We start from the raw sequence: 26,460 nt of genomic DNA, 5'->3' as shown, positions 1-26,460 counted from the left end.
CTCACGGGGTATGCGACCGATCCGAAGTGCGTTATAACCGGGGCGGGTACGCGGGTGCCGGGCTTCCTGATGGCTTAGCTCGCCAGCAAGAAGTTGTACCAAGCGGCAACAGCTGGGGGGGTAAATGCCTTAAACCAGTTACCGGCACACAGTACCATGGGGGAGACCGTATTTTTCGACAACTGGCAGGACATTCTGCAGATCGGCATTACGGCACCCATCGTGTACGTATTCATCGTACTGGCTATCCGCCTGACCGGCAAGCGATCCACCTCCCAGATGAATAATTTCGACTGGGTCGTCACGGTAGCCATCGGCTCCATCGCGGCGAGCGGTATCATGCTCAAGGACCTGTCGATCACCGAGACCCTGTTCGCCATATCGCTGCTCCTGCTGCTTCAATACCTGCTTACCTCCGCCGTACGCAACAACGAATCTTTGGAGTCCGTCGTAAAGGCCCAGCCAACCCTACTGGTCCACGATGGTCAATTCCTGGAAGAGCCTATGAAAAGGGAGCGCATCACGCGCAGCGAGATCATGTCCGCCCTGCGCAATAGCGGCATTACGGACGTCCGCCTGGCACAGTGGGTCATCCTGGAACCCGACGCCACCTTCAGCGTGATCCGTAAATCGGATACCCCCCTATCCAAAGCCGCACTGGCGGGCGTGGAAGTGCCCGAAGACTAGCGCAACTACACACTACCTATCCGTTTGAAAGGGAAGCAGGCGGACATTCGCCGGATCGCAGGATGCCCCAGAGACTGTAAATTGCAGCTATGAGCAAAACCCCTCCGAACACCTACGACGCCATTGTAGTCGGTACCGGCATCAGCGGCGGCTGGGCGGCCATGGAACTGTGCCGTGCGGGACTCAATACCCTGGTGCTCGAACGGGGCCGGCCCGTAGCCCACGGGGACTACCCCACCGCCAACCTGGATACCTGGGACCTGCCGTATCACGACAGGATGACCGAACAGGAGAAAACGGCGCACTACGAAAAGCTGCAGCGCAAGGACTACATCATGCGGCAGAGCACTAAGCACTGGTTCGTCAGGGATGATGAGTATCCCTATACCGAAAAGCGCCGCTTCGACTGGGTCCGCGGCTACCACACCGGCGGCCGCAGCCTGATGTGGGGCCGGCAGTGCTACCGGCTCAGCGACCTGGACTTCACCGCCAACGCCCGCGAGGGCATCGCCGTCGACTGGCCCATCCGCTACGCTGACCTGAAGCCCTGGTACGATTACGTGTCCAGGTTCGTAGGCATTTCCGGCCGGCCAGAAAAGCTCGGCCACCTGCCCGACGGACCCTTCCTACCCGAAATGCCCCTCAACTGCGTAGAGGACCGGGTGCGCAGTGGCATCCAGCGCCGCTTCCCTGACCGGACCGTGACCCCCGGTCGCGCGGCTCACCTCACGGCCTACGACCCGACCGTACACCTGGGTACGCGCAGTGACTGCCAGTACCGCAACCGCTGTATGCGGGGCTGCCCCTACGGCGGCTACTTCGCCAGCAACTCCGCTACCCTACCCGTAGCCGCAGCCACCGGCAAGCTCACCCTGGTCAACCACGCCGCAGTACGCGAAGTGATCTACGACGCCGATACCCAGCGCGCCACCGGCGTACGCGTCAAACTCACCGAGACCGGCGAAGACACCGAATACTTCAGCCGTGGCGTCGTATTCCTCAACGCCTCCACGCTCAACACCGCAGCCATCCTACTGGCCAGCAAGTCAGCCGCCCAACCCAACGGCCTGGGCAACGACAATGACCAGGTGGGGCGCAACATCATGGACCACCACCACCGCACCGGTGCCTCGGGCAGCTTCTCCGGGTTTGCGGATAAGGCCGAGTACGGGCGTAAAGCCAATGGCTTCTACATCCCCCGCTTCGTCAATCTGGGTGATGCAGGCAGCAAGCGCGACTACCTGCGCGGCTTCGGCTTTCAGGGCGGGGCCAGCCAGGACGGCTGGTGGAAACTCGTACGGGAAGCAGACATCAGCCTCGGTGCCGACCTCAAGCAACGACTCACCCAGGCCGGCGGCGACTGGTCCGTGGGTATGACCGCCTTCGGAGAGTCCCTCTCCAATCCCGACAACCGCGTCACCCTCAACGAGGACCTGCTGGATAAGGACGGCCTGCCCACCCTCACCATGGATGTCGCCTTTGGCGAAAACGAGCGCCTCATGCGCGAAGAGATGGGCGTAGCCGCCGCCGAAATGCTCGAAGCCGCCGGGGCGAAGAACGTCCGCATGTATCGGGAAGAGGCCCACCCCGGTTTTTCCATCCACGAGATGGGCTCCGCCCGCATGGGCCGCGACGCCAGGACCAGCGTGCTCAATGCCCACAATCAGGTCTGGAATTGCAAGAACCTCTACATCACCGACGGCTCGGCCATGACCAGCGCCTCCTGCGTCAATCCCAGTCTCACCTACATGGCCCTCACCGCCCGGGCCGTGAATCACGCCGTAGGAGAGCTTAACCGCCAGAATATCTAGGACTACGATAGTGTCCGGTGACCGCGGCACAAAACCCGCCGGCGGTAAATCATACCCCTCCTGACGTCGAACTATGGGGATTTGTACGGCGGGATTCCGACCTCTTACAGGGTCAATTGCCGTTGTGGCTCACCCCGCACCTGCGATCGCGCCCTTAGTTGCCTGATTGCGGCGCTGGTAAAGGCGTATATTGACCTGCACTATAAGCTTACCGATCATGAACCGACGCACCGCACTCAAAACCACTGCTCTGGGACTGGGCTCCCTCTCCCTGGGCCGGGCCATTGCCGCTACCGACGATGCCACCGCCGGCCTGCTGGCAAAGACCAACCACAGCACCTGCAAGTGGTGCTACGACAGCATCCCCCTGGAAGAACTCTGCGAGCGCGGACAGGATATCGGCCTCCAGAGTATCGAGCTACTTACCGTCAAGGACTGGCCCACCCTGAAGAACTACGGGATGACCTGCGCCATGGGTACCCTGGACGAATTCAGCATCGAGAACGGCTGGAACGACCCGGCCAACCACGAGAAGCTCCAGGCCGCCTACACCATAGCGATCCGCGACGCCGCCGACCACGGCATCCCCAATATGATCGTGATGAGTGGCAACCGCCGCGGCATGAGCGACTACGACGGCATGGTGAACTGCGCCGTAGGCCTGCGCCCCATGGTCAAACTGGCCGAAGAAGCCGGCGTGACCCTGCAGATGGAGCTGCTGAACAGCAAGGTCAACCACCCCGACTACATGTGCGACCACACCAAGTGGGGCGTGGCGCTGGCTGAGATGATCAACTCCGAGCGTTTCCAGCTGCTCTACGATATCTACCATATGCAGATCATGGAGGGCGACGTGATCGCCACCATCCAGAAGTACCACGACTACATCGGTCACTACCACACCGGCGGCGTGCCCGGCCGGCACGAGATCAACGACAGTCAGGAGCTGAACTACCCCGCCATCATCCGGGCTATTCACGGCACGGGCTTCGCGGGCTACGTGGCCCAGGAATACATCCCTACCTACGACGACAAGATCAAGGCGCTGGCCGAGGGCCTACGCATCTGCGAAGTATGAACCGACAACCACCCTATAAGCTGATCCCCGACGTAGGCAGTATCGCCCTGGTGGTGTTCGTCCTGATCGCCTACTCCTTCCTGCCCGGGCAGGTCCCCGACTGGGCCTTCGGCCTCGCCTGGTTCGTAGCGGCCCTGATCATGGTGGGTACGGTGACGGAGCTCTTCCTGCTGTACCGCGACTATAAGGCAGGTATCCTGTTCCCGATGCGCAATGCCTCGCTGTTCGTCCTATTGGCTACCGTGGTAGGGATGCCGCTGTACCTGATCTATACATCGGTGCGGGGAGACTACCTAGGCCCGTCTACCCTACTCCTCATCCCCGTCTTTTTTACCCTGGTCCTGCGCAACCTGTTTCGCGTGCGCCTGGATATGGTCTCGCTACAGGCCAAGACGGGATTTCGGGGACCTACGGAAGTACCCCTGTTCAAGATCGAGGACGTGGCAGTCACCGACGACCGCATCACGATCAGCGCCACTGGTAAGCGGCCCATTCAGCTGCTGCGCGTGTTCTTTTTCTCCGAGCACTGGCAGGCCCTGGTCGCCAAGTTGAGTGCCTACCGCAATTGAATATCCGGCCGCTGCCGGTACAGAAACCGCAGGAACAGTCCACCCACACTGACGACCGCCAGTAGTACCACCCCCCATGCCCAGAGCGGCATATCCTCATCCCCCACCACGCTGAACAGCCAGGGTAAACGGTAGTGATACAGTTCGTGAATCAGTGTAAACACCCTTCTAATATAGGTATCCTCAGCTCACTAATACCGTGCTGTGGTCCAGTGGAAGGTAGCGCTCCCCGCTGGTCTGCCCACTCAGATTAGGACTAGTCTGGCAGAATGCGTCGCAGAACTCGGTCACCGTACCGCCGGGGTGATCGGCTAGCCAGTTGGCCAGCAGTCCGGTCACGATGGGGGCGGAAATGGAGGTACCCAGGGGGTAGATCGTCCGTCCCGTCCCGTGCTCGGGTACGCCCGCCGTCATGAAGGCGGCTAGCGTCACTGTCTTAGCCCCGTAGTTGGAGTAGCTGCTTAACTGGATGTCGTTCAGGTCGGCGTGGACGTCTTCCTTGTCGGGCCCGAAGGAGGCCACGGTGATCAGGTGCTTGCGGTACTCCGCATGCGCCGCGAAGGCAGCCGGCCACTGAGGATCGCTGCTGAGGTTTTTTCCATCGTTACCCGCCGAGGTGACTAATCGGGCACCGCTCTTAATGGCCGTTGTGATGGCACACTCCAGTCCTGCAGGCGGCCTTTCGCTGTACACCCCCCAGCTCATATTGATCACGTCCGCTCCCACGGTGGCTGCCTCGTAGAGGCTGACCAGGGCACCGAAGTAGGTAGAAATCCCCTCCGCCCCGAAGGTTTTGAGGTGCACCAGGTTCAGTGGATGCTCGGACCGGTACTGGTTTAATACGGTTGCGGCTACCGAGGTCCCGTGCCTGGCGGCATCCTCGGGTGCGCCGTCCTTGTCCAGGAAGTCGAAGCCCAGTTTCCAGGGTTTGATGAATTCCGTTTCGGTCCGCTGTCGGTAGCGGGTGGCTTCCCAACGGTCGCGATTCACCTGGGAGTCGTCCACGCCGCTGTCAATGATGGCCACGACCAGGGGGTCCAGGTTCTGATCGAAGGCGGGGGGCTTGCCGTCGTCCTTACATAGTGCATCGATGGGGGGTCGTTCGTCGCGGCGGGGCAACTGACCTCCGTTCTGCGCGGGTGCCTGGGGCTTGAACAGATTGATGAGGTAGTCAGGACTTACGGTGCCTTCCCCGCCGTTGATGTCCGACTCGGCGGGTTCGATGGCCCCCCCGGTGGTGTTCAGGTCCAGACCGGGTTCGACCCCCAGGGCGACGACGCTGCCGAGCGGACCGTAGTATTCCTCCACTACGGGCAGGCCAGTGGACTTCACCCATTCGCGCATCTCGTATTCCGTATCGCAACTGGACAGGATGAGCCGCTGGGTCGCTTTACCCCCGCAGTCGAAGGGCAGCTCGATCTTCTGCTGACGGTCCGGCTCCTCGCTGTAGCAGCGGTCGTATACCCGCTGGCGGAGGCTGCCGGCTGAGCCTGGCTCCGCATCGAGGTAGGCCGCTACGCGTATGAAGGGCTGGGGACCTTTGGTATCATCGTCGCGCTGTTGCACGTCCGGCCTGGAGCGGTAGGCGATCCGCAGGTATAGTCTGCCATCCGGTGACTCACCCGCCGGTACGATGAGTTTACCCGCAACGGCCGCAAGGCGTTTCGGCTTTCCGACGGTCTGCCCGGTCTGCGCGAAAAGCTGCGCCGTGATCTCCGTCAGACTACCGTTGTAGAGCTGGACAATGAGAGTTGACCGTCCCGGTGCCGGTAGCTCGAGCAGGCGGTAGGTCAGTCCGTCCGTCGCATCCAGCGGCCCCGCCATACCCCTGGGGAGGGTGTAGTGAGGCTGCCGGTCTAGCTCATTGAATGCGTACAGCCTGGGGGTGCAGTCGCGAGGATCGCTGTACGGAAGCGTGGGAATTTGGGTGAGTTGGTCGCTCGGCATGTGAAGTGGTTAAGCGGTAAGAAGGTGATTGGACTATGCTTCAATGCATCCATTGGGAAGGCCGTTACATCAGCCTCCCCAATCGCTGCGCTCTACGGTGATTCCAGATGGCGTAGCCGGCGATGCCCAGGGCTACCCCCAGCAGCCAGTAGCTCCAGGCGGGGAACGACGTGCCCCGTGTCGGCAACAGCATGAGGGGCCCGGCGGCCCCGTGCAGACTTAGGCCCGCCCAGTAGTAGGGGTGTGCGTAGTCGGAGTCGGCCAGTAGGGCCTGTGCTCCGCTGAGCGCCTGCACGCGGGATTCGCCGGCGATCAGGCGGCGGTAAAACTCCACGATCGCGTCCTTGGTAGCTGCGTCGTCGACCTCCCAGAGCGTCGTCAGGGTACTGCGCGCGCCAGCGGAGGCAAAGGCACTGGCCAGACTCATGGTCGTCTCCCCCGGCACCAGCTTACCCAGGGAGGTTTCGCAGGCGGAGAGTACCGTCAGCTGATTGTGTAGCGGTAGGTGGTATAGGTCATTGAAGTACAGCAGCTCGTCGTGCAGCAGGCTATCCGCCGGCTGGGTGAAGGCGATGAAGCTCAGGTTAGGGTCGGTGGGGTCTACCCGGCCGTGGCTCGACAAGTGCAGGATGCGGCTATCACCGGCCCGCTCGATGAACTGCTGGCGGCACGCATCGGCCGCGAAGTAGGTCTCCGCTCCTGGCACCAGGGTGGCTAGCGCCATGACTTCTTCCCGGTTGTGGGCCAGCTTACCCAGCTGATTGCCGCCGCGGGATGCGGCGGCCTGCCCACCAAAGGAAGGGGCGAAGGCCAGTAGGTTCGTCCGGTAGGTAGCGGTATCCTCGTGGCTTACCTCCGTCAGGTACACCGCACTGTAGGCGTACTGGATCGCAACCGCCTTCCGTAAATAGGGTACCGTACGGTAGTCCACCGGCCCTTCGGTCACGTCCAGGGGCAGGGCTGCAAAGGGCAAATAGTGCAGGGGGCCGTCGGGCACGATGATCAGGCGAGGCCGCAGGTGCAGGGTCTGGCGGACCTCCGGCGGCAGGAGTTGTCCGGCGAGCTGCTGACCGATTAGCGCGTACTGCTGATCCAGAGAATCCTGTAGCTGCTCCGGGCGCAGGCTCTTACGGCGGTAGCTCCCCCGGTCGATCGCATCCCGCCACTGGATGATCCGGGGAGAAAGCGCCTCTCCTTCGGGTATGGGGTACGCGCGCAGATCACCATCGGGGGTAAGTAGGAACAGCAGGCTAATCGTCTCCCCAAGGTGGTACTCGAGCAGGTTAGCATCGTAGCGTACCATACAGTCGAGCAGGTTCTGCCGGTCAGTACGTATGTGTGCCGTAGCTGCCTGGCGACCTGATTGGGAGCGGTCGAGTTGCAGACGTGCCTCCCGTAGGTCGGTCAGGTGACTGCTATCGCCCAGACTCACTGCGCGCTCCAGGCGGGCCACCCGGGCACGCAGTGCTTCTTCCCGTTCGGACGTGACGGTTCCGCTCGTCTGCAGGGCAGCCAGCAGGCTATACGCACGCGCCCGCTCGCTGATCTCGAAGGCCCGCCAGAGGCTTGCCGAAGCACCCCTGGCCAGGTAGTCGTCGTAGTAGAGCCTCAGTGCCCGGTCGAAAAACGGGTGCAGGTTACGGCTGAGGTAGCGCCGACTTTCCGGGCTCGCCACGCCGCTCCGCAGGCTATCCTGTAGGGCGAACAGAGCGTGGTAATCCCGTAACGCTTCACCCCGTCTTCCCAACTCAGTGTATACCCGTGCCCGCACGGACAACAGATCGATCAGTGGGATCACGGGTGGCGCGTCACCGGCACGTAGGGTATCGAGGCGCTCGTTGATCATCGCCAGGGCTTCGGCGTGCCGTCCCCAGCGCGCCAGGGCGGCCGGGGTACGATCGCTGGAGCAGTAGTCGACGGTGCGGCCCAGGAGGGCGTACTGTTGTCGGGCCAGGTCGTCGTACGCCAGGCACTTGGCCTGAGCTTCTTCGCCGCCGTAGTATTCGGCCAGGTTGAGGTAGAGGTCGGCCAGGGCGCTCACGGGCCGGCCGGCCGCCTCGGCGACCTGCACGCCCCGCAGCAGATTTTGGTAGCTAGCCTCGACCAGGCCCAGCTCGCGCTGTACGTTGGCCAGCAGGTTGTAGGCGCTGGCCTGCCGGTCTACACTGCTTATATCCAGCGCGATGCCCAGGGCGCGCCGGGCGTGGGGGAGGGCGGCGGCGGCACGCTGCATGCGCAGCAGCACGTGGCCGGCCCGGTGGCTGGTGACGAAGGCTTCCGAAGGCGTGACATTGGGGTAGGCATCGCATAGGGCCAGCGCGCGGTAGCAGGCGCTCACGGCCACCGTCATATCCTGTTGCTGCTCGGCCTGCTTCGATAGCTCATTGAGGCTGCGGAGCCAATTGAGGCTGTCGGCTTCGGCTACTCGCTCGTAGAGGTCGAGGGCTTCCCGGATGCTGATCTCCGCGGCGTCGAGGTCTCCCCGTTTACTGAGCCACATGGCGCGGTTGAGCCGCGAGTGGGCGCGGTCATTGTGCGGCTCCAGAAACACGGCATCGCGCACCCTGATCGCCCGGTGGTAGTAGGCGCCGGCCAGGGGGTCCGTCAGTTTGCGAAAGTTCTTGTTTCCCAGCTGATGCAGGGCCAGTCCGCTCAGACTGTCGATGATCGGTGTACCATCCGCAGCTTTCGTCACCCGCAGCAGCAGTTCGGTGTAGGTGGCGCTGTCCCTGGCGGCCTGGCCGGCTTGTAGTAGGCTGTCTCGTACCCCATACGGCTGTGCCACGAGGCCGGTACCCACCCCAAGTAGGAGCAGCCCTACCCATACTAGGTGGCGAGTGCATCTCATAGTAGTTAATAGATGGTCCGGCACCTAATATAACCCCTGTTTCACCACTTCATCGGGGCTATGGGGTCTTTTCGCATCTTTGCCCGCCGCAAACCCGCTACCCTATTCCCTATGCAAGACCTCCGCTCCCCCATCGAAGCCGCCTGGACTGACCGCGAGCTCCTCAAAGAATCCAGCACCCAGGACGCCATCAGCGCCGTGATCGAAGAGCTGGACAAAGGCCGCCTGCGCGTCGCCGAGCCCACTGCCGACGGCGAGTGGAAGGTCAACGACTGGGTCAAAAAGGCCGTCGTACTCTACTTCCCGATCCGCAAGATGGAAACCATCGAGCTCGGCCCCTTCGAGTTCCACGATAAGATGGCACTGAAGCGCGACTACGCCAGCCAGGGCGTGCGCGTAGTGCCGCACGCCGTGGCCCGCTACGGTGCCTACCTGGAAAGCGGTGTGATCATGATGCCCAGCTACGTCAACATCGGCGCCTGGGTCGGGACGGGCACCATGGTCGATACCTGGGCTACGGTGGGCAGCTGCGCGCAGGTCGGTCGCAACGTACACCTCTCCGGTGGCGTCGGACTCGGCGGCGTACTGGAGCCCCTACAGGCTACGCCCACCATCATCGAAGACGACTGCTTCATCGGCTCCCGCTCCATCGTCGTGGAGGGTGTGCGCGTACGCCGGGAAGCGGTGCTAGGCGCCAACGTAGTACTGACGCAGAGCACCCGCATCATCGACGTCACGGGCAACGAGCCGGTCACCTACCGCGGGGAGGTACCGGAGCGGTCGGTAGTGATCCCGGGCAGCTACACCAAATCCTTCCCGGCCGGCGACTACCAGGTATCGTGCGCGCTCATCATCGGGCAGCGCAAGGCGAGTACGGATAAGAAGACGAGCCTGAACGGGGCGCTGCGGGAGTATGATGTGGCTGTGTAGGCGGTTCAACACGGATTTGCACAGATTTAGACACGGATTACTTCACGGATTCTTTTCGTTGTGTGGTATAACCGGTCAATCTGTGTGTAATCCGTGAAAACAATCCGTGAAATCCGTGGTGAGCCTCCCCCGGTTTTACCTTGCACCAGCGCCCCCGCATAAAACCCTGACGTGTACCTCTCCCACCTGAAGCTGACCCAGTTCAAAAACTACGCGAGCCAGCAGCTGGAACTCTCGCCGCGACTGAACTGCTTCGTGGGTTTCAACGGGGCGGGAAAGACGAACCTACTGGAGGCCATCTACTACCTCTGCATGAGCAAGGGCTACGGGAGCATGGCCGACCAGTACAACATCCGGCACGGCGATCAGGTGGCGCGCATCGACGGCACCTTCGTGGTGGATGATGGACTGCAGGACCGCATCGTAGTCAAGCTGCGCAAGCGACAGCGCAAGGTGATCGAGCGCAACGGCACCGCCTACGACCGCATCAGCGCCCACATCGGCCGCTACCCCGTGGTGATCGTGACGCCGGACGACATCAGCCTGGTCCTGGAGGGCAGCGCCACCCGCCGCAAGCTACTCGACAACAGCCTCAGCCAGACCGACCCGGCCTACCTCAACCACCTTATCACCTACAACAAGCTGCTCGACAACCGCAACGCGCGGCTCAAGGAGCTCGAGGGCCACGGCGACCACACCGGACTCATCGACGTGTACAACCAGCAGATGGCCGAGCCGGCCGCCTACATCCATGCCCGCCGCCGAGACTTCGTAGGCCCCTTCACCGAACTACTGCTGGACGCCTACGCCAAGATCAGCGGCCGGCGGGAGGAGGTAGACCTGGAGTACCGCAGTCAGCTCAACACCCAGGACTGGGATACGCTGATCGAGGAGCGCACCGAAAAGGACCGCGTCCTGCAGCGCACTTCCGGCGGGGTGCACCGCGATGAGCTGCTGTTTACCCAGGGCGGACATCCGCTGCGGCGGGTGGCGAGCCAGGGGCAGCTGAAGTCCTTCGTACTCTCGCTCAAACTGGCGCAGTACCGACTCCTGGAGCAAAGCACCAACCGCACGCCCATCCTGCTGCTCGACGATATCTTCGACAAGTTGGACCACGAGCGGGTGCGGCAGCTACTGGAGCTGGTGATGAGCTCGGCCTTCGGGCAGCTATTCATTACTGATACGGATCCGGAGCGCGTCACGTCCCTGATCCGCCACCATCCGGAGATCGACCTGCAGCGCTTCCTGGTCACCGATGGGGTGGCCCGCAACGAAGCTGACTGGAAACGGTTTACCGAAGAGGAATAGCCGCCACCGCAGCCATGTACAAACCCGTCCCGAAAAAGCCCGAGCCCGTTGATCTGAAGATGGCCTTCCTGCGCCTGCTCCGCAACCAGCACAACGAGGCGGGCTACTTCAAGGTGCGGGTGAAGCTGGTCTGGGAACCCTTCTTCGGCAAGCACGTCGCTGACCACACCCGCGACTTCCTGGTCCGCAACAAGAAGCTCTACGTCTACGTGACCAACGCCCCCCTGCGCAATCAGCTCACCATGGTCCGCGAGGGCATCCGCACAAGGCTCAACGAGGAGTTCGGGGAGGCGTATTTTGAGGAGGTGGTGATTAAGTAGTTCTGTGGTTCTGTAGTTCTGTAGTACCGTTGGGGTAGGCGGGACCGGTGTTGTAGGCGTAATAGGGGGCGGGGCCGCAGGTGCGTTTCCCCTATCACACCTACCACACCAGCCTACAGAACTACCCCACTACCCCCACCTGCGCACAATCATCCACCACCGGACAGCTGTGGCACTTCGGATACTTGCCCGTGCAGACGTGCTTGCCGAAGGGTACCAGGACGCGGTTGATCTCTACCCACAGGTCCTGGGGCAGTTTTTCCGTGAGCGCGTCGCGCGTTTTGTTGGGGTTTGCGGTAGCTACGTAGCCCCAGCGGTTGGTGATGCGGTGTACGTGAATATCGACGGCGATGATGGGATAGCCTAGGGCTACGCCGAGGGCCAGGCTGGCTACTTTGGGGCCTACGCCCTTGAAGGCGACGAGCTGCTCGTAGTCTTCCGGGGTCTTGCCGCCGTGGTCGTCGATGATCTGCTGACTGATGGTGAGGATCTGATCGGCCTTGGCGGGGGCGAAGGTGGCTTCGGCGATGAGTTGGATGAGTTGCTCGCGGTCTAGGCGCACCATCTCCGCGGGCGTGCGGGCGGTGGCGAAGAGGCGGCGGCTGACGGTAGTGCTGGTCTCGTCATAGGTACGCACACTAATCAGGCTACTGATAAGTTGCTCGTAGAGACTGCCATAGCCCTCGTCGCGCAGGCCGAACATGGCGGCGGGTGCTTTGTCCTTGACGGCTTCGGCGCAGCGGGCCAGGACGGAGTGAATGGGGAAATCGCTCATGCCATGCAAAGCAGCGGGCAGGAGCAATTTGTTTGGGGGAATCACAATCCATCGGGCGGGGCCCTCCCGTCCGGTTACGGGGAACGCTCAGGTGCGTACGGTACACAAGGATGATCTACTGGATAGAAGGGAAAAAATCTTGAAAAAAGATCAATCCACCACATTTCAATAAACCACTGATATTCAGTTGTTTGCAAAATACCAATCCGTATTTATACGAATATATACGCATTTAAACGCAAGTAGACGCGTACTTGACGACTACCGCTTTGCCCTCCCCCCACTTTTGCATCGTCACCGATTGGAAGCACAGTTACTGCTTACCTGAGCGATCCACCGGCGGCACATCTTTTCACCAATGCGCCTCGCCACTTATTCATGCGACACGGCGGGGCGCCTTACCAATCCTTTAGTATGCAAATCCGCAACAGTGTAACCCTTATTGGCAACGTAGGCCAGCTTCCCATCACCAAGACGCTCTCCAACGGCAACCGCGTGATCGAGTTCAGCCTCGCCACCAACGACTCCTACCGCAACCGGGAGGGCCAGAAGATCACCCGCACCGAATGGCACCGCGTGAAGGCCTACGGCAAGGTGGTCGACGTACTCGAACGCTACCTCACCCGGGGCAGCCGCATCGCCCTGGTCGGCGCCATCCGCTACAGCAAGTGGACCGACAAGTACGAGCAGACCCGCACCGCCACCGACATCGTACTCAGCGAGTTCACCTTCCTGGACTCCAAAGAGCGCGACGATCACGATACCCCCTCCGAATCGGAGCTGGACGAGGCCATGCAAGTGTCCGAGCCCAGCCCGGCCGAGACTGCCGCCGCCGCTCCCGCCACCAAGACCCGCAAGCGGCGGGCAACCAAAAAATCGGCTAAGGCATCCACCGCCACCCCCGCCGAAGACCTGCCCTTCTGAACGCAGTAGGGCATCCTTCCCCCCCATCCATTAATTACTTTAACCCGGACCGTCGGGGAAGACATTTTTTGCACCCCATACCCGCCCAGGGGCTACCCTTCAGCTCTGCTGAAATCACTTAGAGAACACACCAGTGCACTATATCCAAACACGGTAGTCTACCGGGCGGCGACCGGCGTATTCCCTCCCGGGGGAATGCGCCGGTCCTTTTATGTTTTTACATGACCTTCAGACTCAGATCCAGGCTCACCGCTGAGTGGGTAAGTGCGCCGACCGAAATATAGTCTACCCCCGTCTCAGCTACCTCGCGGATACTATCCAGGGTGATGCCGCCGCTGGCCTCGGTCTCGAAGCGGCCGTCGATATGGGCTACGGCCTCGCGCAGTAGCGGTACCTCGAAGTTGTCCAGCATGATGCGGTTGACCTGACCGACGTCCAGTACCTCCATCAGCTCTACCAGATTACGCACTTCGACCGTGATGGGTAGCTTCATGGCATTTTCGCGGAAGAACACCTGTACGCCCTCAATGGCCTTGGTGATGGAGCCGGCGGCATCCACGTGGTTGTCCTTGATCATGATCCGGTCGTAGAGTCCGTCGCGGTAGTTCTCCGCTCCACCCAGGCGCACGGCCCACTTCTCGATAAAGCGCAGGTTGGGCGTGGTCTTGCGGGTATCGAGCACCTTGACGGGTAGGTCCGCTACCTCGAAGGCATAGCGGTTGGCCAGGGTGGCGATACCGCTCATGCGTTGCATGGTGTTGAGCACGAGCCGCTCGGCCTGGAGCAGGGCCCGGGAGTTGCAGGTCACGTAAAAGGCCTCGTCACCGATATGCATGGGGTCACCGTCCTGTAGCCGCTGATCAAACTCCATAGTAGGATCGACGCTCTCGAAGATCATGCGGGCGATCTCTACGCCGGCCAGGATGCCGACGTCCTTGACCAGCAGGCGCGCCGTGTCGCGCTTATCGGCCGGAATGGTAGCTTCGCTGGTGAAATCCCCCGCTCCGACGTCCTCCGCCAACGCCTCGGTGATGAATTGGAGGATGCGCTGCCGCAGGCTTTCGTCTATCTTAGCTACCATATCAGTACTTTCCGCAAAGGTACGTTTTCCCCTCCCGATCCGCTTCGCCCCATGTCGATCGACACCTACGTTCAGTCACTCCAACAGCTGCTCCCCAGCGTCCCCATCAGCTGGAAGAATATCCGCCGTGCGTACACCGGCCGCGCCTACCACAACCTCGATCACCTCGACGAAATGCTCCTACACCTCGCACGCCATCGCGCCGCGGTTGACGGACCACTCATCGAAGACGAAGCCATTTTCGCCATGGCCCTGGTGTACCACGATCTGGTGTATAAGCCCACCCGCTCGGATAACGAGGCCCGCAGTGCCCAGGCGGCCCAGACCTTGCTACAGGAGGGGCAGCTTGTCCCGGACCGGATCGCGCAGTGTACCGCGTTGATCATGGCCACCAAGGCCCACCTTCCACCCGCCGGCGATAAAGACGCCGCCCTGCTCATCGATCTCGACCTGGCCGTGCTAGCCCGCGATGCCGCCGGCTATACGGCTTACGTCGCCGCTATACGGGAAGAGTTCTGGATGGTTCCGGGCTTCGTCTTTCGCAAAGGCCGTAGCAAAGCGCTTACCGCTTTCCTGGACCGGGAGCATATCTACCACACCCCCTTCGGCCGGGAGACATACGAAGCGCGGGCACGAGAAAACCTGTGGCGTGAGCTACGTGACCTGTAGCCGAATATAGAAGGGAGCTTACTTCGCCGGGGCTCTATCGAGCAGGAGCTGGATATCGTCCATCAGGTGAGTCACTTCCTCCTCGACCAGTCCGCTGGCGTAGGAGCGTAAGAAACCATCGCGATCTACCAGTACGATATAGCCACTGTGGTCGAAGCCGCCCGGTGCGTCATTGCTTTCCAGTACCACGCTCATGTAGTCTTCGTCCAGGTCCTGTATCTCAAACTTATCGCCATGAATGTAGCGCCAGCGGTTGAGATCTTTGATACCCAGCTTACCGGCATACTCGGTCATCTTCTCGGGCGTATCGCGCTTAGGGTCTATGGTGAAGGAGACCAGCGCGAAGTCCGGATGGTCCGCGAAGCGCTCCTCCAACCGCAGCATCTGGCTTTTCACCTTCGGACAGATCGTCGGGCAGGACGTAAAGAAAAAGTCCGCCACGTACACCTTGCCCCGCAGGTCGGCCGAGCCGAAGGGGCGATTGGACTGATCCACGTACTGCCAGTCACGCACCGGCTCCGGACTGATCACCCCCGTCTCGGTATCGAAGGGCTGATTACCGGGATAGGTCAGGCTGTCGACAATGTACTTCGTGCCGTCCTCCGTCACGGGGTGGTGCTGGTAGTAGGCCGGTGCTTCATCGATCGGCACGCCGTCGGAGTGGTCGTGGCCACAGGCAGCAAGTAGCAGACAGAGAAGCGGAGCAGCGAAATGGACAGTTTTCATGCCTAGAAAACAGCCGGAGCAGAGTAGGGTTGTTGCGCGCTTACTTGCTTACCAGATTTTCGTAGGTCTGTAGGCCACAGCGTAAGAAATCAGCGTAGTCATCGGCATCCGGGGTATAGGCGACCGGGGGGTTGAGCAGGGTGCCGTCCGGCGATACCAGTGCATAGTACGGCTGGGTAGCGTGCTTGAAGGCCTGCTGCTGAAAGTAGTGCCACTTCTCCCCCACCTGATCGATGAGCTGCGTGCGTCCGGTACCGTCCAGGCGTTCGACTTCCCGCTGTTCTTCGCGGGGCAGCTCGGCCCGGTCGTCGACGTAGAGGCTGATCAGAATATAGTCCTCGGTTAGTAGGCTCCTGATCTGATCCTGACTCCATACGTTCTCCTCCATCTTGCGGCAGTTGACGCAGGTGTAGCCCGTGAAGTCGAGCATCACCGGCTTATCCACCTCGCGAGCGTAGGCCAGTCCGGCATCCAGGTCCTTGAAGCAGGTGGTGCCCTGCGGACAGTCACTGGGATTAAAGTAGCTATATCCCACCGACGGTGCGATCCCACTGAGCAGGCTCAGGGTCTGGTAATTTCCCGTGTCCTCGTCCTTCGTAAAGCCATAAGCCAGGTAGGCCGCAAAGCCGATACTAGCCACGGCCACCACCGCACCGACCACGCCGACCCGACGCTTGCGGCTGTCGTGCGGAAAGCTGATCCACCCGAACAGGTAAGCCGCCACACCCAGCGCACACAGCATCCAGATCAGCAGGAAGGGCTCGATCCGCAGCAAGTCCCAGTGACCCACCAGATCCGCGTTGCTCAGGAATTTAAAGGCCAGGGCTACTTCCACGAAGCCCAGTACCACCTTCACGCTATTGAGCCAACCGCCCGATTTAGGCATGCTATTGAGTACACCCGGAAAGGCTGCAAAGAGCGCAAACGGTAGTCCGATCGCCACGCCGAAGCCCGCCATGCCCGCCGTCAGCGGCCAGGCTCCACCGCTCACTGCCTCCACCAAGAGACTACCCAGGATCGGGCCGGTACAGCTGAAGCTCACCAGCGCCAGCGTCAGGGCCATAAAGAAGATGCCCGGTACACCGCCGGTCTGCTCGCCCTGGCTCGCCTTATTGCTCCAGCTCTGGGGCAGCACGATCTCGTAGAAGCCAAAAAAGCTACCCGCGAAGTACACGAAGACCGCGAAGAACACCAGGTTCAGCCACACATTACTGGCAATACTATTCAGGATACTGGCGTCGATCCCCGCTACCACGTGAAAGGGCACGCTCAACAGCACGTAGATCAGAAAGATGAAGAAGCCGTAGAGCCCCGCCTGCCGCACCCCCTGCGCCCGCGTCTGTCCGCTCTTCGTGAAGTAGCTCACCGTCAGCGGGATCATCGGGAAGATGCACGGCATAAGTAGCGCAAACAGACCGCCCGCCAGCCCGAGACCGAAGATCGCCCACAGGCTCTGTCCCTCCGTCACTGCTTCGCCCACACTGCAGCTTCCCACCGGGTCGTCACTGAACGTGATCCCATCGGTGGGGTCCGTACCAGCGACAAGGCTTTCCACGTCATCTTCTTTCTCCCTATCGTCTGCGCCGATCCCATCGATCACAAGTACCCCCGCCACCGGATCGACCGAAAAGGGCACATCCCGCGGCGGCAGACACATCTCGTCGTCACAGGTCTGGTAGGTCAGGTAGCCTTCGATCGGCCCTGCCCCCCGCAGTTGCACGACCTGGGCGTAGGTCACGCTACCCCCATCGATCTTACTCACTACGGCCTCCCAGGTGCTGTCGTACTTCCGCTTCAGGGTGGCGGAGGTTTCGGTCACTTCGCCAAGCGGCTCTACGCTGTCCGTCGCATCGATCACCAGCTCAGTCGGAATGGGACCGATCTCGGGATCTACCGACATACTGTACACCGTCCAGTCCTCCAGCATGCTGCCCATCAAGGAGATGCGGTAGCGGTTGCCATCCAGGGCCTCGGCCGTCAGTTGCCAGCTTACGGGCTGCCGCTCGCTTGGTGCGGGAGTACTTGCAGTGTAGGTGGCGAGTACTTCCTCCTGCGGCAGATCGACGATTTCTACGGGTGGTTCGGGGTCCTCTGGTTTGGGCGCGGTCGCGGGTGCGGAGTTGTTCGCGGAGCCAATAGCGGGGGCAGCCGGTGCTTCCACCCGGTACGCAAATTCCTCCGTGGTCGGCGGCAGACACTGCTCGTCATCGCAGCACATATACTCTACTTCGCCGGTGATCGGCTTGTCGTAGTCCAGCACCCGCACGATCTGGGTGAAGGTGACCGGCTCGTCACTCAGGTACTTGATGACATTCACGCCGAAAAGCTCGTCCAACCCCTCCTTTTTATGACCAGCTTCGGTGACCTCCCCGATGCGCTCGTAGTGGTCACCTTCGTTCCAGTAGAAGGTAGTCGGCACGGGACCACCCTCGTCGGTGTACTGGCTATAGATCGCCCAGTTCTCCTCCGCCGTTGCCGTAGCGATCAGCTCGACCCGGTCTTCCCCCATGGCCCGCTGCGTGAAGGTCCACTGGATCGGACTGGCAAACTGGGCGGACAGGCAAAGGGAACACAGCGTAAGGAAGAGGGTAAGCCGACCGGCCATAATCCTGGGTTTAAGTCATGTAACGTCGAGCGGCGGCACGCGGTTATTCGGGTGGGGGGATTTCTTGTGCCCTATCGGTTCGTGCTTTCTCGACGCGGGTCTTGGTTCGTGCCTTCCAGGCGCGGCTCTCGGTTCGTGCCTTCCAGGCGCGGCTCACAGTTGGTCTTGGTAAGCCTAATCATTTCCACACCATGCGCCGCGCCTACAAGGCACGAGCTGGAGTAACCCGCATACACCGCGCCTGCAAGGCATGAGCCGGAGTGATCCGCATACACCGCGCCTACAAGGCACGAGCTGGAGTAACCCGCATACACCGCGCCTGCAAGGCATGAGCCGGAGTGATCCGCATACACCGCGCCTGCAAGGCACGAGCCGGAGTGACCCGCATGCACCGCGCCTGAAAGGCACGAGCCGGAGTGACCCACATGCACCGCGCCTGAAAGGCACGAACTGGAGTGACCCGTATGCACCGCGCCTGGAGGGCAGGAGTCGGACCTTAGGCGAGTAGCAGGAACATCGCCGGCCGCTTCTGCAGCACTGCACCTGCGTCCGCGCCCCACTCGCTTGCGGGGGCTGTTTTGATCCATTCGGTGGGGGTGGTGAGGTCGGCGGCTACGGAGAACAGCGTAGTGGGGGCCAGGGTCGCTACGGCCACCTCTACCGTGGCCTGGTTGCGATAGGGGGCTTCGATCCAGAGCTGGGTTTGCTGCTGCTTTCGGCTGTCAGCCTCTAGGCGGCGGAGGTCCTTGGCGAGCTGCGGACGCTTGGGGCTCAGGTAGCCGTGGAAGGTGAACGATTGGCCCTGCAGGCCCGCAGCCATGATGCTGAGTAGGATAGCTGAGGGGCCCACGAGCGGCACGACCGGTACGCCGAGCTGGTGCGCCAGCCGCACGAGCTTGGCACCCGGATCCGCTACGCCGGGGGCACCTGCATCGGAGAGTACGCCTACATCTTCACCCGACAGGGCGGGGGCGAGGAAGGTGGGCAGCTCGTCCGGCCGCGTACGCTTGTTGAGCTCGTAGTAGGTGCACTCTTGGAGGCGGTGGTCCAGCTCGACCTCCTTGAGGAAGGCGCGGGCGACCTTGCCGGTCTCGACGACGAAGTGGCGCAGGCGGCGGGTAATCAGTAGCGTACGCTGCGGAATGGTATCGATGGCCCCCGGCCCGAGGGTCGAAGGAATAAGGTAAAGGGTGCCCGGCATGCCGCTAATCTACAATGAGCTCGGGCGCGTTGAGCTCCTGCTGCAGCATATTGGCGGGTAACTCCCGGTATTCGTACTGCTGGGTGCGCAGCTGGGGACGGAAGCCGGCCTCGCGGATCGCCTCCTGGATACCATCCGCCGTAAAGCGCCAGCGGGCACCGGCAGCGCTCACTACGTTCTCCTCGATCATGATGGAGCCGAAGTCATTGGCCCCGGCATGCAGACAGATCTGAGCCACCTGCTTCCCTACCGTGAGCCAGCTGGCCTGAATGTTGGTGACGTTGGGGAGCATGATGCGGCTCAGGGCGATCATGCGGATGTACTCGTCGCCGGTCACCGTATTGCGGGCGCGCTTAATCTTTTTGAGAATGGTGTCCTCATCCTGGAACGGCCAGGGGATGAACGCCAGGAAGCCCTTGGCGTGAGCCGGCTTTTCGCTTTGCACCTGGCGCATGCGCACGAGGTGGTCCATGCGCTCCCAGTTGGTCTCGATGTGACCGAACATCATGGTGGCCGAAGTGGTGATGTCTAGTTTGTGGGCCGCACGCATGACGTCGAGCCACTCCTCGCCCCCGCACTTCCCCTTGGAGATCAGTCGGCGCACGCGGTCGCTGAGGATTTCGGCACCGGCACCGGGCAGACTATCGAGCCCGGCCTCCTTAAGCGCCTTGAGCACATCGTAGTGACTCATCTTCTCCAGCTTAGCGACGTGGGCGATCTCGGGGGGACCGAGCGCATGCAGCTTCAGGCGGGGGTAGAGCGACTTGAGCTCGCTGAACAGCTTACAGTAATAATCGAGTCCCAGATCGGGGTGGTGACCGCCCTGCAGCAGCAGTTGCTCGCCGCCGAAGGCGAAGGTCTCTTCGATCTTTTGCTTGTACTCCTCGATGCTGGTGATGTAGGCCTCCTCGTGCCCCGGCCGCCGGTAGAAGTTGCAGAACTTGCAGTTGGCGATACAGACGTTGGTCGTATTGCTGTTGCGGTCGATGATCCAGGTCACCGTCTGCTCCGGCACCGACTCAAAACGCAGCTGATTGGCGACATAGATGAGCTCGGCGGTGGCAGCGTTTTCCAGTAGCCATACCCCTTCTTCGGCAGTGAGCCATTCGCGGTGCAGGCCTCGTTCTAGGAGTTCGGCGGTGTTCATGTCAGCTTAACAGCTCGGTCTGGGGGGTAGTTGTTGGTTACTTTCATTTTTTACTGAAAGTTGGAGTTTTAAACACGGAGAGCACGGAGGGGGTAGCACGGAGAGACACGGAGGTGGCATCAGGAGTTGTCACGCTCTGTGTCCCTCCGTGCATTAACCTCCGTGTCCCTCCGTGTTTAAAAAACCTACCGCTCCAACCGCTCCCGCTCACTAAGCTGCTTGAGCTTCTCCCAGAAAGCTTCATTTTCCCGCTCTCTCTTAGTCTTAGCGAAGGTATCCCGCTCCAAGAAGGGTTCCTTGATACGGCGCTGCTTAGCAGCTTTCTTCTTTTCGGCTGCTACCTCGTGCTCCTCCAGTTCGGAGCGATAGGTGTAGGCACCCAGGATACCCATGACCAGTCCTAGCAAATGACTCTCCCAGCTGATCCCCTCCTGACCGGGGAGGATGCCGACGATCATACCGCCGTAGTAGAATAGGACCAGCAGAGCTACGACCACAGCCCGGAAGTCGCGCCGGAAGATGCCGCTGAAGGCCAGGAACGCCGCCAGGGCGTAGACGACGCCGCTCGCGCCGATGTGCGTCACGTGCCGACCGAGCACGAATACCAGCACCCCCGTACCGACCCACAGCGAGGCCAGTACGCGGGGCCACAGGCGGGGGTAGAAGAAGACGAGCAGTCCGGCAAGGGACACGAAGGGCAGACTATTGCTCAGCAGGTGACCCCAACTCCCGTGGAAGAGGGGCGCGAGTACGATACCCGGTACGCCGGCCAGTTCCCGCGTATGCAGACCGTAGTAAGCGCTCAGCAGTCCCCCGAAGAGGTAGTAGTCCACGATGAACACCACCCACATGATCAGCAGCAGACCCAGGGGCCACTGAATGACATTCTTGAGGTTGCGTTTGCTCAGCATGGGGGGTGTGGTGCTTATTCGTCCTTGCTTACTTGCTGTCCTTCGGGCATCTGGTCTTCAGTATACAGCCGGTCGAAGATGCCGTCGACCTTGTTCATTTCGTCGAGTGTCTCGTCGATGAAGTAGCTCAGTTCGGGCAGGCGGCGCAGCTGTCGCTTGAGGCGGTGGGCCAGGGCGGACTTGAGCCGGGCGTGTTCCTCGTTCATCTGTAGGATGACGGCCTGCTTGTTGTCGGTGTTCCAGATGCTGAGGTAAGCCTTGCCTACGCTGAGGTCGGGGCTGACCTGCACGTCCATCACGGTCACCAGCGGCTGACTGCCGTAGATGTAGGTGCCTTCCTGCTGGAGTACGATACTAAAATTACGCTTGATCATCTCAGCGACCTGGCGTTGGCGTTTGGATTCCATGGGGAAGGTGGTTTAGTGGGTGAGAAAAGCAACGCCCCTGCCTAAAGATAGGTTGCAGGCCGGAGGTGGCCGCCGCGCTTATAGCGTCTTCAGATACTCCACCACCGCCCAGCGCTCCTCCTCCGCCAGCTTATCGCCGAAGGTGTGCCCCCCGTTGCCGTAGCCGGGCACGCTGGTATCGAAGGTCCACTTCTTGTTCTTCGGTTCCGGATCGTACTGCCAGCCCACGCGCTCATGGTCGTACGCTTTGGTGTCGCCGCTGCGGGTCCAGCGTGCGGGACGGGACCCACTATCCAGCAATTCGTACAGGTTGGGTACCGAGCCGTTGTGCAGGTAGGGGGCCGAGGCCCAGATGCCATCCAGCGGCGGGGCCACGTAGCCGTCCGTAGGCTGGAAGTAGCTCTTCGGCTCGCTCGTGGCGAACCAGCTCTCGTTGTACCAGTCTACGATGCCCGACTGGCGAATGTAATCGGCGTACAGTCGGTCGGTCTTCACCACATCGAGATGGATCACTTTGTTGGGATAGGTTTCTTCTTCGCCATAGGTACCGTGGCACCCGGCGCACTTGTCGGTAAATAGCGTCTCCCCCTCCCGGGCCAGCAGCTCGTCAATAGCGGCCGGATAGGCCGGGGGCTCCAGCGTCTGCAGCCAGGCGTACACGTCCTCGAAGGCTACTACCGATTTGCGGCTGTGGCTGCTGTCGGGCACCCCGAGCACACTGGCCTGCAGCAGGAGCTTCGGCATGCTGCCGCGGCCGATGCCATTGTAGTACAGCGAGTTTTTCTTCTTCACGTTCCACAGCGGCGGGGTGTCAGTGGCGATGTTGTAGTCCCACATGGCATACTGCGGCTCCTCGGTGTACGTCAGATCTTCCGGATCGCGGTGCATCATACAGGCCTCGGCCAGGCGGAAGGCGGGATTACTGCCCGGCTGGGTGGTCTTGATCTTCGGCGCCATGGCCTTGAAGTACAGTCCGAAGTCCTCGAAGGCGGCTACCTCGGGATCGTCCCGCTTGTACTTCACGCCCATACCGATGCGCATTCCCTGCCCCATGATGACCATGCTGCTCTGGTAGTCCGACCAGCTGTCTCCCAGCCCCAGTACCAGCTGTCCGTCAACTCGGCCGGCGTGACACGTAAAGCAATTGCCGTTCACCGTTTCGGCACCGTTCGGGGCCAGGAAGGCGGTCATGAAGTAGGGCATCCCTTCGTTGAGGGCATTGCGGGCGTAGAGACTATCCTGCGGCATCTTCGGCGCCTGCTTGCGCATGATCTCGATCGGTACGCCGCTACCGATGTAGTCGCCGTGGATCAGGTAGTCGAGTCCGGCCACGGGGTCACCACCCTGGGGTTGGGGGGAGGGGGGGATGACCTGCGACTTCCACGGCGCATCGCTGACCGAGACAATATCGGTGAGGGGACGGTAGGTGTTGCAGGCCAGCAGCAGGGCCAGTCCAAGAAAGACAAGTAGTTTACGCACACGGTCGGATTAGGGCTATCGTACCCTAAAAACACCAGGACGTCAGGAGGGTTGTGAAATCACTGCACCGACCCGATAGCTATCGGGCCACCCGCTGCCGTCCCGACTAAGTACGGGACTCACTCCCCGCAGCCCGCCCCGTGAAAGGAGATCGGGATAGCCAGGGGAAAGTTGACCGCCTCCCCCTCCACCGTGCCGGGGGTCCAGCGTACGCCGCGGTCGACCATGAGTTTGACGATGCGCAGAGCCTCGCGGATATTCCGCTGGTCTTCGCCGGCAATGACTTCGAAGTCCTGCATGAGGCCCGTCTGCCGCTGAATGACAAAACTGATCCCTACCCGCTCCCGCTTGGAGCCCTCGGGTTGCACCTGGTTCTTGTCGATGAAGTGCTTCAGGCGTCCAAAGCCACAAAAGACCCGCTCCTCGTAGTCGGCCTCCAGTTCACAGCCCGGGTAGATCGGCAGGGTCATCTCCTCCACCGGCGGCAGTTCGGGGCGCGGCCGCTGGATGCAGTGATCAATAAAAAAGGTCACCGGTTCCACCGCAACGGTAGGCTCTTCCATAGCATCCTCTACCTCGACCAGCAGTTGCTGCCGGGCTGCGTCGGGGGCCTGCCGGAAGCCCCAGTTCAGTACGGTAAGGAGTAGAGCCAGCAGCAGGCCGGTAGTAAAAAATCGGGAGGGCAGGTGTCGGGTGGTCATAGCTTAGGTGCAAATAGGCTAGCCCTAAAATAGGAAATTACTCCGTGGGCTCCAATTTAAAGCGGATGGGTAGTACATAGTTGTAGTCAATCGGGCTACCGTCCTCCCGGGCAGGGGTCCAGGATGGATGATCCCGTAGCATCGTCTGTACTACGCGTAAGGCTTCGGCATCGAGGGCGGGGTGGATACCGCGGGCTACGGCCGGCTCACCGGGCTTGCCGCTTGCGTCTACGGCAAACTTGATCGCTACTATGCCTTCCCGTTCAGCCTCCCGCGCTTCGGTGGGGTAGCTGATGTGCGCATAGATGTATTGGAGCATGGCTTTGTCAGCGGCTTCCTTTCGAGCCGTGTAGTCGGCGGAGGGGTCACCGGCGGGGAAGAGGGGGTAGTGGAGTGCCATGGGTGGAGAAGCGTTTACTAGCTACGATGCAGTGGCGGGTGATTTTGGTGGGTCAGCACCTTGCTAGCGCTGCCGGAGGCAGCGTTTTACTACCGCGGTTGGAAACCGCTGCGTACTGCTACTGCACCGCATCACCCCGCAGCGCCCGGTACTTCTTGCGCGCTTCTACCGCCAGGATACTGTTGCTGTAGTCGATGAAGAGGGTCTCGTAGAGTTCCTGGGCCTTGGCCTTATCGTCTAGCTGCTCTTCGTACAGACCGGCGAGGGCGTAGAGCGCATTGTCAAGACGGATGCTCTTGGGGTAGGTGTCGATGACCTGCGCGTACTGCTCGGCGGCGGCCTCATACTGCCGCAGCCGCTGGTAGATCTTGCCCCGTAGGTAGACTACGTCATCCTCCAGATCGTGACCGGGGAAGGCCTTGACGAGGGTATCCAGGGTGGCGAAGGCCTCGTCGTAGCGGTTCTGGAACATCAGCAGCTCGGCGTCAGCGTAGGTCTGCAGGGCGACGGCCGTGGTGTCCAGACCGAGGTTGTCGAGAATGAATACCGAGAGGTCCAGCGCATCGTTGGCGATGAGGCGGGAAGTAGAGGCCTTGAGCACGTCGAACTGCGACTGCGCCCACTCGAAGTCGCCCCGGAAGTAGCTTAGCCGCGCGTTGCGGAAGCGGGCCTCGTGACCCAGCAGATCCTCCTTGAATTGCTTGTCAACCTGGCTGTACAGTAGCGTAGACTCCCAGACCTCGCCCTGCATGAGGTAGTAGTCGGCCAGGGCCAGCTTGGCGCGGGCGCGGATGGTCTCGTTCACGCCATTGAGCCCGACGATCTCCTGGAGGATGCCGGTTGCTTTCTCCAGATCGTTCAGGTACAGGGCTTCGAGCTCGGCCAGCTGGATAGCGATGCGGGCCGAGGCCGGGTTGTTGCCGAACTGCCGCAGGAAGTCGAAGTATGCCGACTCCAGGATACGTAGGTCCTCTTCGGTGTACGCATAGCCATCGGTAATGGCGCGGCGGCGGGTCAGCAAGCCCTCCCGCTTAGCCTCCAGGTAATAAGGAGAGGCGGGGTCCTTATTCTCGACGATGTAGTCATAGGCAGCGATGGCGGCCTCGTAGTCGCGGGCATTACCGGCCAGGGTGCCGATATCGAAGACCCGCTCGCCGTTCTCATCCAGTCGCTTATCGAGCGCACGGGCCTGGCGCAGGGCCCCCTTATAGTCCTTGTTCTGGATCAGTACCCAGCCCAGCATTTCGGGGTAGAGGGGGTTATCCTTGCGATCCTCCTGGATGCGGGCGTAGAGTTGCTTCTGGGCTTCGAGCAGACCGTCGCGATCCAGAAAGCGCTGGAAGTAGGTCTGCACGTTGCGTATCCGCTCCGGCTCGTCGACCAGGGCGTCGAGGTAGCTGGTGATCATCGGGGCGGTGGCCCCCTTGCGGCGGTAGAGATCGCCCAGATTGAAGGCGAAGGAGGTATCGTCCTTGATCAGCTTCCCCCCGCGCTCGTATACCTCGATCGCCAGGTCGTACTTGGTGAGCTGTACGAAGGCATTGGCCAGTTGAGTGATCTGGAATTTATCGGCCCGCAGCTCCTTGATCGCCTGGCGGTACTGCTTCTGGGCGCCCTCTTCATCGCCGTTCTGCTCCAGTAGCTGGCCGTAGGTGACATAGAGGGTGAGCTCTTCCGGCGTGCGCTTCAGTTGTTTCTTTACCACCCGTTCGGCCTCGTCGTACTGCCGTAGGTTCATCAGGCTGCTGACGTAGCGGTCGAAGTAAAAGGTATTGTAGTTCTCCTCGGCCAGGGCGAGGTAAAGCTCGGCGGCCTTTTCGTACTCGCCGTCCATGTAGTACTGCTGCGCGAGCTGGTTGCTCTGGGCGCCTAGTCCCAGCGAAGTACCGAGTACGAGCAGGAGGAAAAACTGACGTAGCATAGCGCGGAGGTTGTG

The 26,460-nt window shown here is 61.3% G+C and carries 24 protein-coding genes; 9 read left to right on the top strand and 15 right to left on the bottom strand.

Translation table 11 applies throughout. From position 1 onward, the window contains the following. Nucleotides 1-156 precede the first annotated feature (156 nt). From MJQ68_RS11050 to MJQ68_RS11035, 4 genes are all read left to right on the top strand, one after another. Complete coding sequence (locus MJQ68_RS11050; protein ID WP_238751169.1) at nucleotides 157-687, top strand: DUF421 domain-containing protein; 531 nt, start codon at nucleotides 157-159, stop codon at nucleotides 685-687. 89 nt (nucleotides 688-776) lie between these two features. Then, the gene (locus tag MJQ68_RS11045; RefSeq protein WP_238751168.1) at nucleotides 777-2,498 is read left to right on the top strand and encodes a GMC oxidoreductase; all 1,722 of its coding nucleotides are present in this window, start codon (nucleotides 777-779) and stop codon (nucleotides 2,496-2,498) included. Between the two features lie 217 nt (nucleotides 2,499-2,715). Then, on the top strand, nucleotides 2,716-3,576 hold the full coding sequence (locus tag MJQ68_RS11040; RefSeq protein ID WP_238751167.1) for a hydroxypyruvate isomerase family protein: 861 nt from the start codon (nucleotides 2,716-2,718) through the stop codon (nucleotides 3,574-3,576). Then, a complete protein-coding gene (locus tag MJQ68_RS11035) occupies nucleotides 3,573-4,145 on the top strand; it encodes a hypothetical protein (protein ID WP_238751166.1) in 573 nt (190 codons plus the stop codon). Before MJQ68_RS11040 ends, MJQ68_RS11035 begins: the two co-directional genes overlap by 4 nt. Here MJQ68_RS11035 and MJQ68_RS11030 read toward each other — a convergent pair. From MJQ68_RS11030 to MJQ68_RS11020, 3 genes are all read right to left on the bottom strand, one after another. Further along, nucleotides 4,133-4,309 carry a hypothetical protein gene (locus tag MJQ68_RS11030; protein ID WP_238751165.1) on the bottom strand — a complete coding sequence of 59 codons (177 nt, stop codon included), beginning with the start codon at nucleotides 4,307-4,309 and terminating at the stop codon, nucleotides 4,133-4,135. The genes MJQ68_RS11035 and MJQ68_RS11030 overlap by 13 nt on opposite strands. A gap of 19 nt (nucleotides 4,310-4,328) precedes the next feature. Then, nucleotides 4,329-6,092, bottom strand: a complete 1,764-nt coding sequence (locus MJQ68_RS11025; RefSeq protein WP_238751164.1) for a S8 family peptidase — start codon at nucleotides 6,090-6,092, stop codon at nucleotides 4,329-4,331. A gap of 64 nt (nucleotides 6,093-6,156) precedes the next feature. After that, on the bottom strand, nucleotides 6,157-8,940 hold the full coding sequence (locus MJQ68_RS11020) for a CHAT domain-containing protein (protein ID WP_238751163.1): 2,784 nt from the start codon (nucleotides 8,938-8,940) through the stop codon (nucleotides 6,157-6,159). A 111-nt stretch (nucleotides 8,941-9,051) separates the two neighbouring features. Here MJQ68_RS11020 and MJQ68_RS11015 point away from each other — a divergent pair, with 111 nt between their 5' ends. The 3 genes from MJQ68_RS11015 to MJQ68_RS11005 all read left to right on the top strand — a co-directional run bounded on the left by MJQ68_RS11015 (nucleotide 9,052) and on the right by MJQ68_RS11005 (nucleotide 11,498). Beyond that, nucleotides 9,052-9,870 (top strand): 2,3,4,5-tetrahydropyridine-2,6-dicarboxylate N-succinyltransferase, encoded by an 819-nt coding sequence (locus tag MJQ68_RS11015; protein WP_238751162.1) that lies wholly within the window; start codon nucleotides 9,052-9,054, stop codon nucleotides 9,868-9,870. Between the two features lie 171 nt (nucleotides 9,871-10,041). Next, nucleotides 10,042-11,178, top strand: coding sequence for a DNA replication/repair protein RecF (gene recF / locus MJQ68_RS11010; RefSeq protein ID WP_238751161.1), 1,137 nt, complete (start codon nucleotides 10,042-10,044; stop codon nucleotides 11,176-11,178). Between the two features lie 14 nt (nucleotides 11,179-11,192). Then, nucleotides 11,193-11,498: a DUF721 domain-containing protein gene (locus MJQ68_RS11005; protein ID WP_238751160.1), complete on the top strand. Its 306-nt coding sequence runs from the start codon at nucleotides 11,193-11,195 to the stop codon at nucleotides 11,496-11,498. Nucleotides 11,499-11,619: 121 nt separating this feature from the next. Here the strand turns inward: MJQ68_RS11005 and MJQ68_RS11000 are convergent, their stop codons facing one another. Further along, nucleotides 11,620-12,273 (bottom strand): endonuclease III domain-containing protein, encoded by a 654-nt coding sequence (locus tag MJQ68_RS11000; RefSeq protein ID WP_238751159.1) that lies wholly within the window; start codon nucleotides 12,271-12,273, stop codon nucleotides 11,620-11,622. Between the two features lie 414 nt (nucleotides 12,274-12,687). Between MJQ68_RS11000 and MJQ68_RS10995 the strand changes: the two genes are divergently transcribed. Beyond that, nucleotides 12,688-13,197: a single-stranded DNA-binding protein gene (locus MJQ68_RS10995; RefSeq protein WP_238751158.1), complete on the top strand. Its 510-nt coding sequence runs from the start codon at nucleotides 12,688-12,690 to the stop codon at nucleotides 13,195-13,197. 217 nt (nucleotides 13,198-13,414) lie between these two features. Here MJQ68_RS10995 and nadC read toward each other — a convergent pair whose 3' ends face one another. After that, the gene (gene nadC, locus MJQ68_RS10990) at nucleotides 13,415-14,278 is read right to left on the bottom strand and encodes a carboxylating nicotinate-nucleotide diphosphorylase (RefSeq protein ID WP_238751157.1); all 864 of its coding nucleotides are present in this window, start codon (nucleotides 14,276-14,278) and stop codon (nucleotides 13,415-13,417) included. 51 nt (nucleotides 14,279-14,329) lie between these two features. Here nadC and MJQ68_RS10985 point away from each other — a divergent pair, with 51 nt between their 5' ends. Further along, entirely contained in the window at nucleotides 14,330-14,947 is a 618-nt protein-coding gene (locus tag MJQ68_RS10985; protein WP_238751156.1) for an HD domain-containing protein, read from the top strand. Nucleotides 14,948-14,965: 18 nt separating this feature from the next. Here the strand turns inward: MJQ68_RS10985 and MJQ68_RS10980 are convergent, their stop codons facing one another. From MJQ68_RS10980 to MJQ68_RS10935, 10 genes are all read right to left on the bottom strand, one after another. Beyond that, a complete protein-coding gene (locus MJQ68_RS10980) occupies nucleotides 14,966-15,673 on the bottom strand; it encodes an SCO family protein (protein WP_238751155.1) in 708 nt (235 codons plus the stop codon). A 40-nt stretch (nucleotides 15,674-15,713) separates the two neighbouring features. After that, on the bottom strand, nucleotides 15,714-18,278 hold the full coding sequence (locus MJQ68_RS10975; RefSeq protein WP_238751154.1) for a protein-disulfide reductase DsbD family protein: 2,565 nt from the start codon (nucleotides 18,276-18,278) through the stop codon (nucleotides 15,714-15,716). Nucleotides 18,279-18,774: 496 nt separating this feature from the next. Beyond that, a complete protein-coding gene (locus MJQ68_RS10970; RefSeq protein WP_238751153.1) occupies nucleotides 18,775-19,479 on the bottom strand; it encodes an SAM-dependent methyltransferase in 705 nt (234 codons plus the stop codon). A 4-nt stretch (nucleotides 19,480-19,483) separates the two neighbouring features. Next, nucleotides 19,484-20,626, bottom strand: coding sequence for a cyclic dehypoxanthinyl futalosine synthase (gene mqnC / locus MJQ68_RS10965; protein WP_238751152.1), 1,143 nt, complete (start codon nucleotides 20,624-20,626; stop codon nucleotides 19,484-19,486). Between the two features lie 185 nt (nucleotides 20,627-20,811). Continuing rightward, a complete protein-coding gene (locus tag MJQ68_RS10960) occupies nucleotides 20,812-21,537 on the bottom strand; it encodes a rhomboid family intramembrane serine protease (RefSeq protein WP_238751151.1) in 726 nt (241 codons plus the stop codon). A gap of 14 nt (nucleotides 21,538-21,551) precedes the next feature. Continuing rightward, nucleotides 21,552-21,944: a 30S ribosome-binding factor RbfA gene (rbfA, locus tag MJQ68_RS10955; RefSeq protein ID WP_238751150.1), complete on the bottom strand. Its 393-nt coding sequence runs from the start codon at nucleotides 21,942-21,944 to the stop codon at nucleotides 21,552-21,554. 78 nt (nucleotides 21,945-22,022) lie between these two features. Beyond that, nucleotides 22,023-23,423: a c-type cytochrome gene (locus MJQ68_RS10950; protein ID WP_238751149.1), complete on the bottom strand. Its 1,401-nt coding sequence runs from the start codon at nucleotides 23,421-23,423 to the stop codon at nucleotides 22,023-22,025. Nucleotides 23,424-23,542: 119 nt separating this feature from the next. Further along, complete coding sequence (locus tag MJQ68_RS10945) at nucleotides 23,543-24,124, bottom strand: energy transducer TonB (protein ID WP_238751148.1); 582 nt, start codon at nucleotides 24,122-24,124, stop codon at nucleotides 23,543-23,545. A gap of 37 nt (nucleotides 24,125-24,161) precedes the next feature. Beyond that, nucleotides 24,162-24,524 carry an energy transducer TonB gene (locus tag MJQ68_RS10940; RefSeq protein WP_238751147.1) on the bottom strand — a complete coding sequence of 121 codons (363 nt, stop codon included), beginning with the start codon at nucleotides 24,522-24,524 and terminating at the stop codon, nucleotides 24,162-24,164. 118 nt (nucleotides 24,525-24,642) lie between these two features. Further along, on the bottom strand, nucleotides 24,643-26,445 hold the full coding sequence (locus MJQ68_RS10935; RefSeq protein ID WP_238751146.1) for a tetratricopeptide repeat protein: 1,803 nt from the start codon (nucleotides 26,443-26,445) through the stop codon (nucleotides 24,643-24,645). Nucleotides 26,446-26,460: the final 15 nt, after the last annotated feature.

The organism is Neolewinella maritima (assembly GCF_923081025.1).
In the GTDB taxonomy this organism is placed as follows: Bacteria; Bacteroidota; Bacteroidia; order Chitinophagales; family Saprospiraceae; genus Neolewinella; species Neolewinella maritima.
This window is presented reverse-complemented; position numbering and strand designations above follow the sequence as displayed.

Bases quoted from the DNA above. Each gene is read 5' to 3' on its own strand.
- MJQ68_RS11000 (WP_238751159.1), bottom strand. From the start codon at position 12,273: ATGAGCGATTTCCCCATTCACTCCGTCCTGGCCCGCTGCGCCGAAGCC.
- MJQ68_RS10995 (WP_238751158.1), top strand. From the start codon at position 12,688: ATGCAAATCCGCAACAGTGTAACCCTTATTGGCAACGTAGGCCAGCTT.
- MJQ68_RS10985 (WP_238751156.1), top strand. From the start codon at position 14,330: ATGTCGATCGACACCTACGTTCAGTCACTCCAACAGCTGCTCCCCAGC.
- MJQ68_RS10975 (WP_238751154.1), bottom strand. From the start codon at position 18,278: ATGGCCGGTCGGCTTACCCTCTTCCTTACGCTGTGTTCCCTTTGCCTG.
- MJQ68_RS10935 (WP_238751146.1), bottom strand. From the start codon at position 26,445: ATGCTACGTCAGTTTTTCCTCCTGCTCGTACTCGGTACTTCGCTGGGA.
- MJQ68_RS11005 (WP_238751160.1), top strand. From the start codon at position 11,193: ATGTACAAACCCGTCCCGAAAAAGCCCGAGCCCGTTGATCTGAAGATG.
- MJQ68_RS10970 (WP_238751153.1), bottom strand. From the start codon at position 19,479: ATGCCGGGCACCCTTTACCTTATTCCTTCGACCCTCGGGCCGGGGGCC.
- MJQ68_RS10980 (WP_238751155.1), bottom strand. From the start codon at position 15,673: ATGAAAACTGTCCATTTCGCTGCTCCGCTTCTCTGTCTGCTACTTGCT.
- rbfA (WP_238751150.1), bottom strand. From the start codon at position 21,944: ATGGAATCCAAACGCCAACGCCAGGTCGCTGAGATGATCAAGCGTAAT.
- MJQ68_RS10940 (WP_238751147.1), bottom strand. From the start codon at position 24,524: ATGGCACTCCACTACCCCCTCTTCCCCGCCGGTGACCCCTCCGCCGAC.
- mqnC (WP_238751152.1), bottom strand. From the start codon at position 20,626: ATGAACACCGCCGAACTCCTAGAACGAGGCCTGCACCGCGAATGGCTC.
- nadC (WP_238751157.1), bottom strand. From the start codon at position 14,278: ATGGTAGCTAAGATAGACGAAAGCCTGCGGCAGCGCATCCTCCAATTC.
- MJQ68_RS10960 (WP_238751151.1), bottom strand. From the start codon at position 21,537: ATGCTGAGCAAACGCAACCTCAAGAATGTCATTCAGTGGCCCCTGGGT.
- MJQ68_RS11020 (WP_238751163.1), bottom strand. From the start codon at position 8,940: ATGAGATGCACTCGCCACCTAGTATGGGTAGGGCTGCTCCTACTTGGG.
- MJQ68_RS11045 (WP_238751168.1), top strand. From the start codon at position 777: ATGAGCAAAACCCCTCCGAACACCTACGACGCCATTGTAGTCGGTACC.
- MJQ68_RS11035 (WP_238751166.1), top strand. From the start codon at position 3,573: ATGAACCGACAACCACCCTATAAGCTGATCCCCGACGTAGGCAGTATC.
- MJQ68_RS11015 (WP_238751162.1), top strand. From the start codon at position 9,052: ATGCAAGACCTCCGCTCCCCCATCGAAGCCGCCTGGACTGACCGCGAG.
- MJQ68_RS11025 (WP_238751164.1), bottom strand. From the start codon at position 6,092: ATGCCGAGCGACCAACTCACCCAAATTCCCACGCTTCCGTACAGCGAT.
- MJQ68_RS11040 (WP_238751167.1), top strand. From the start codon at position 2,716: ATGAACCGACGCACCGCACTCAAAACCACTGCTCTGGGACTGGGCTCC.
- MJQ68_RS10945 (WP_238751148.1), bottom strand. From the start codon at position 24,124: ATGACCACCCGACACCTGCCCTCCCGATTTTTTACTACCGGCCTGCTG.
- MJQ68_RS11050 (WP_238751169.1), top strand. From the start codon at position 157: ATGGGGGAGACCGTATTTTTCGACAACTGGCAGGACATTCTGCAGATC.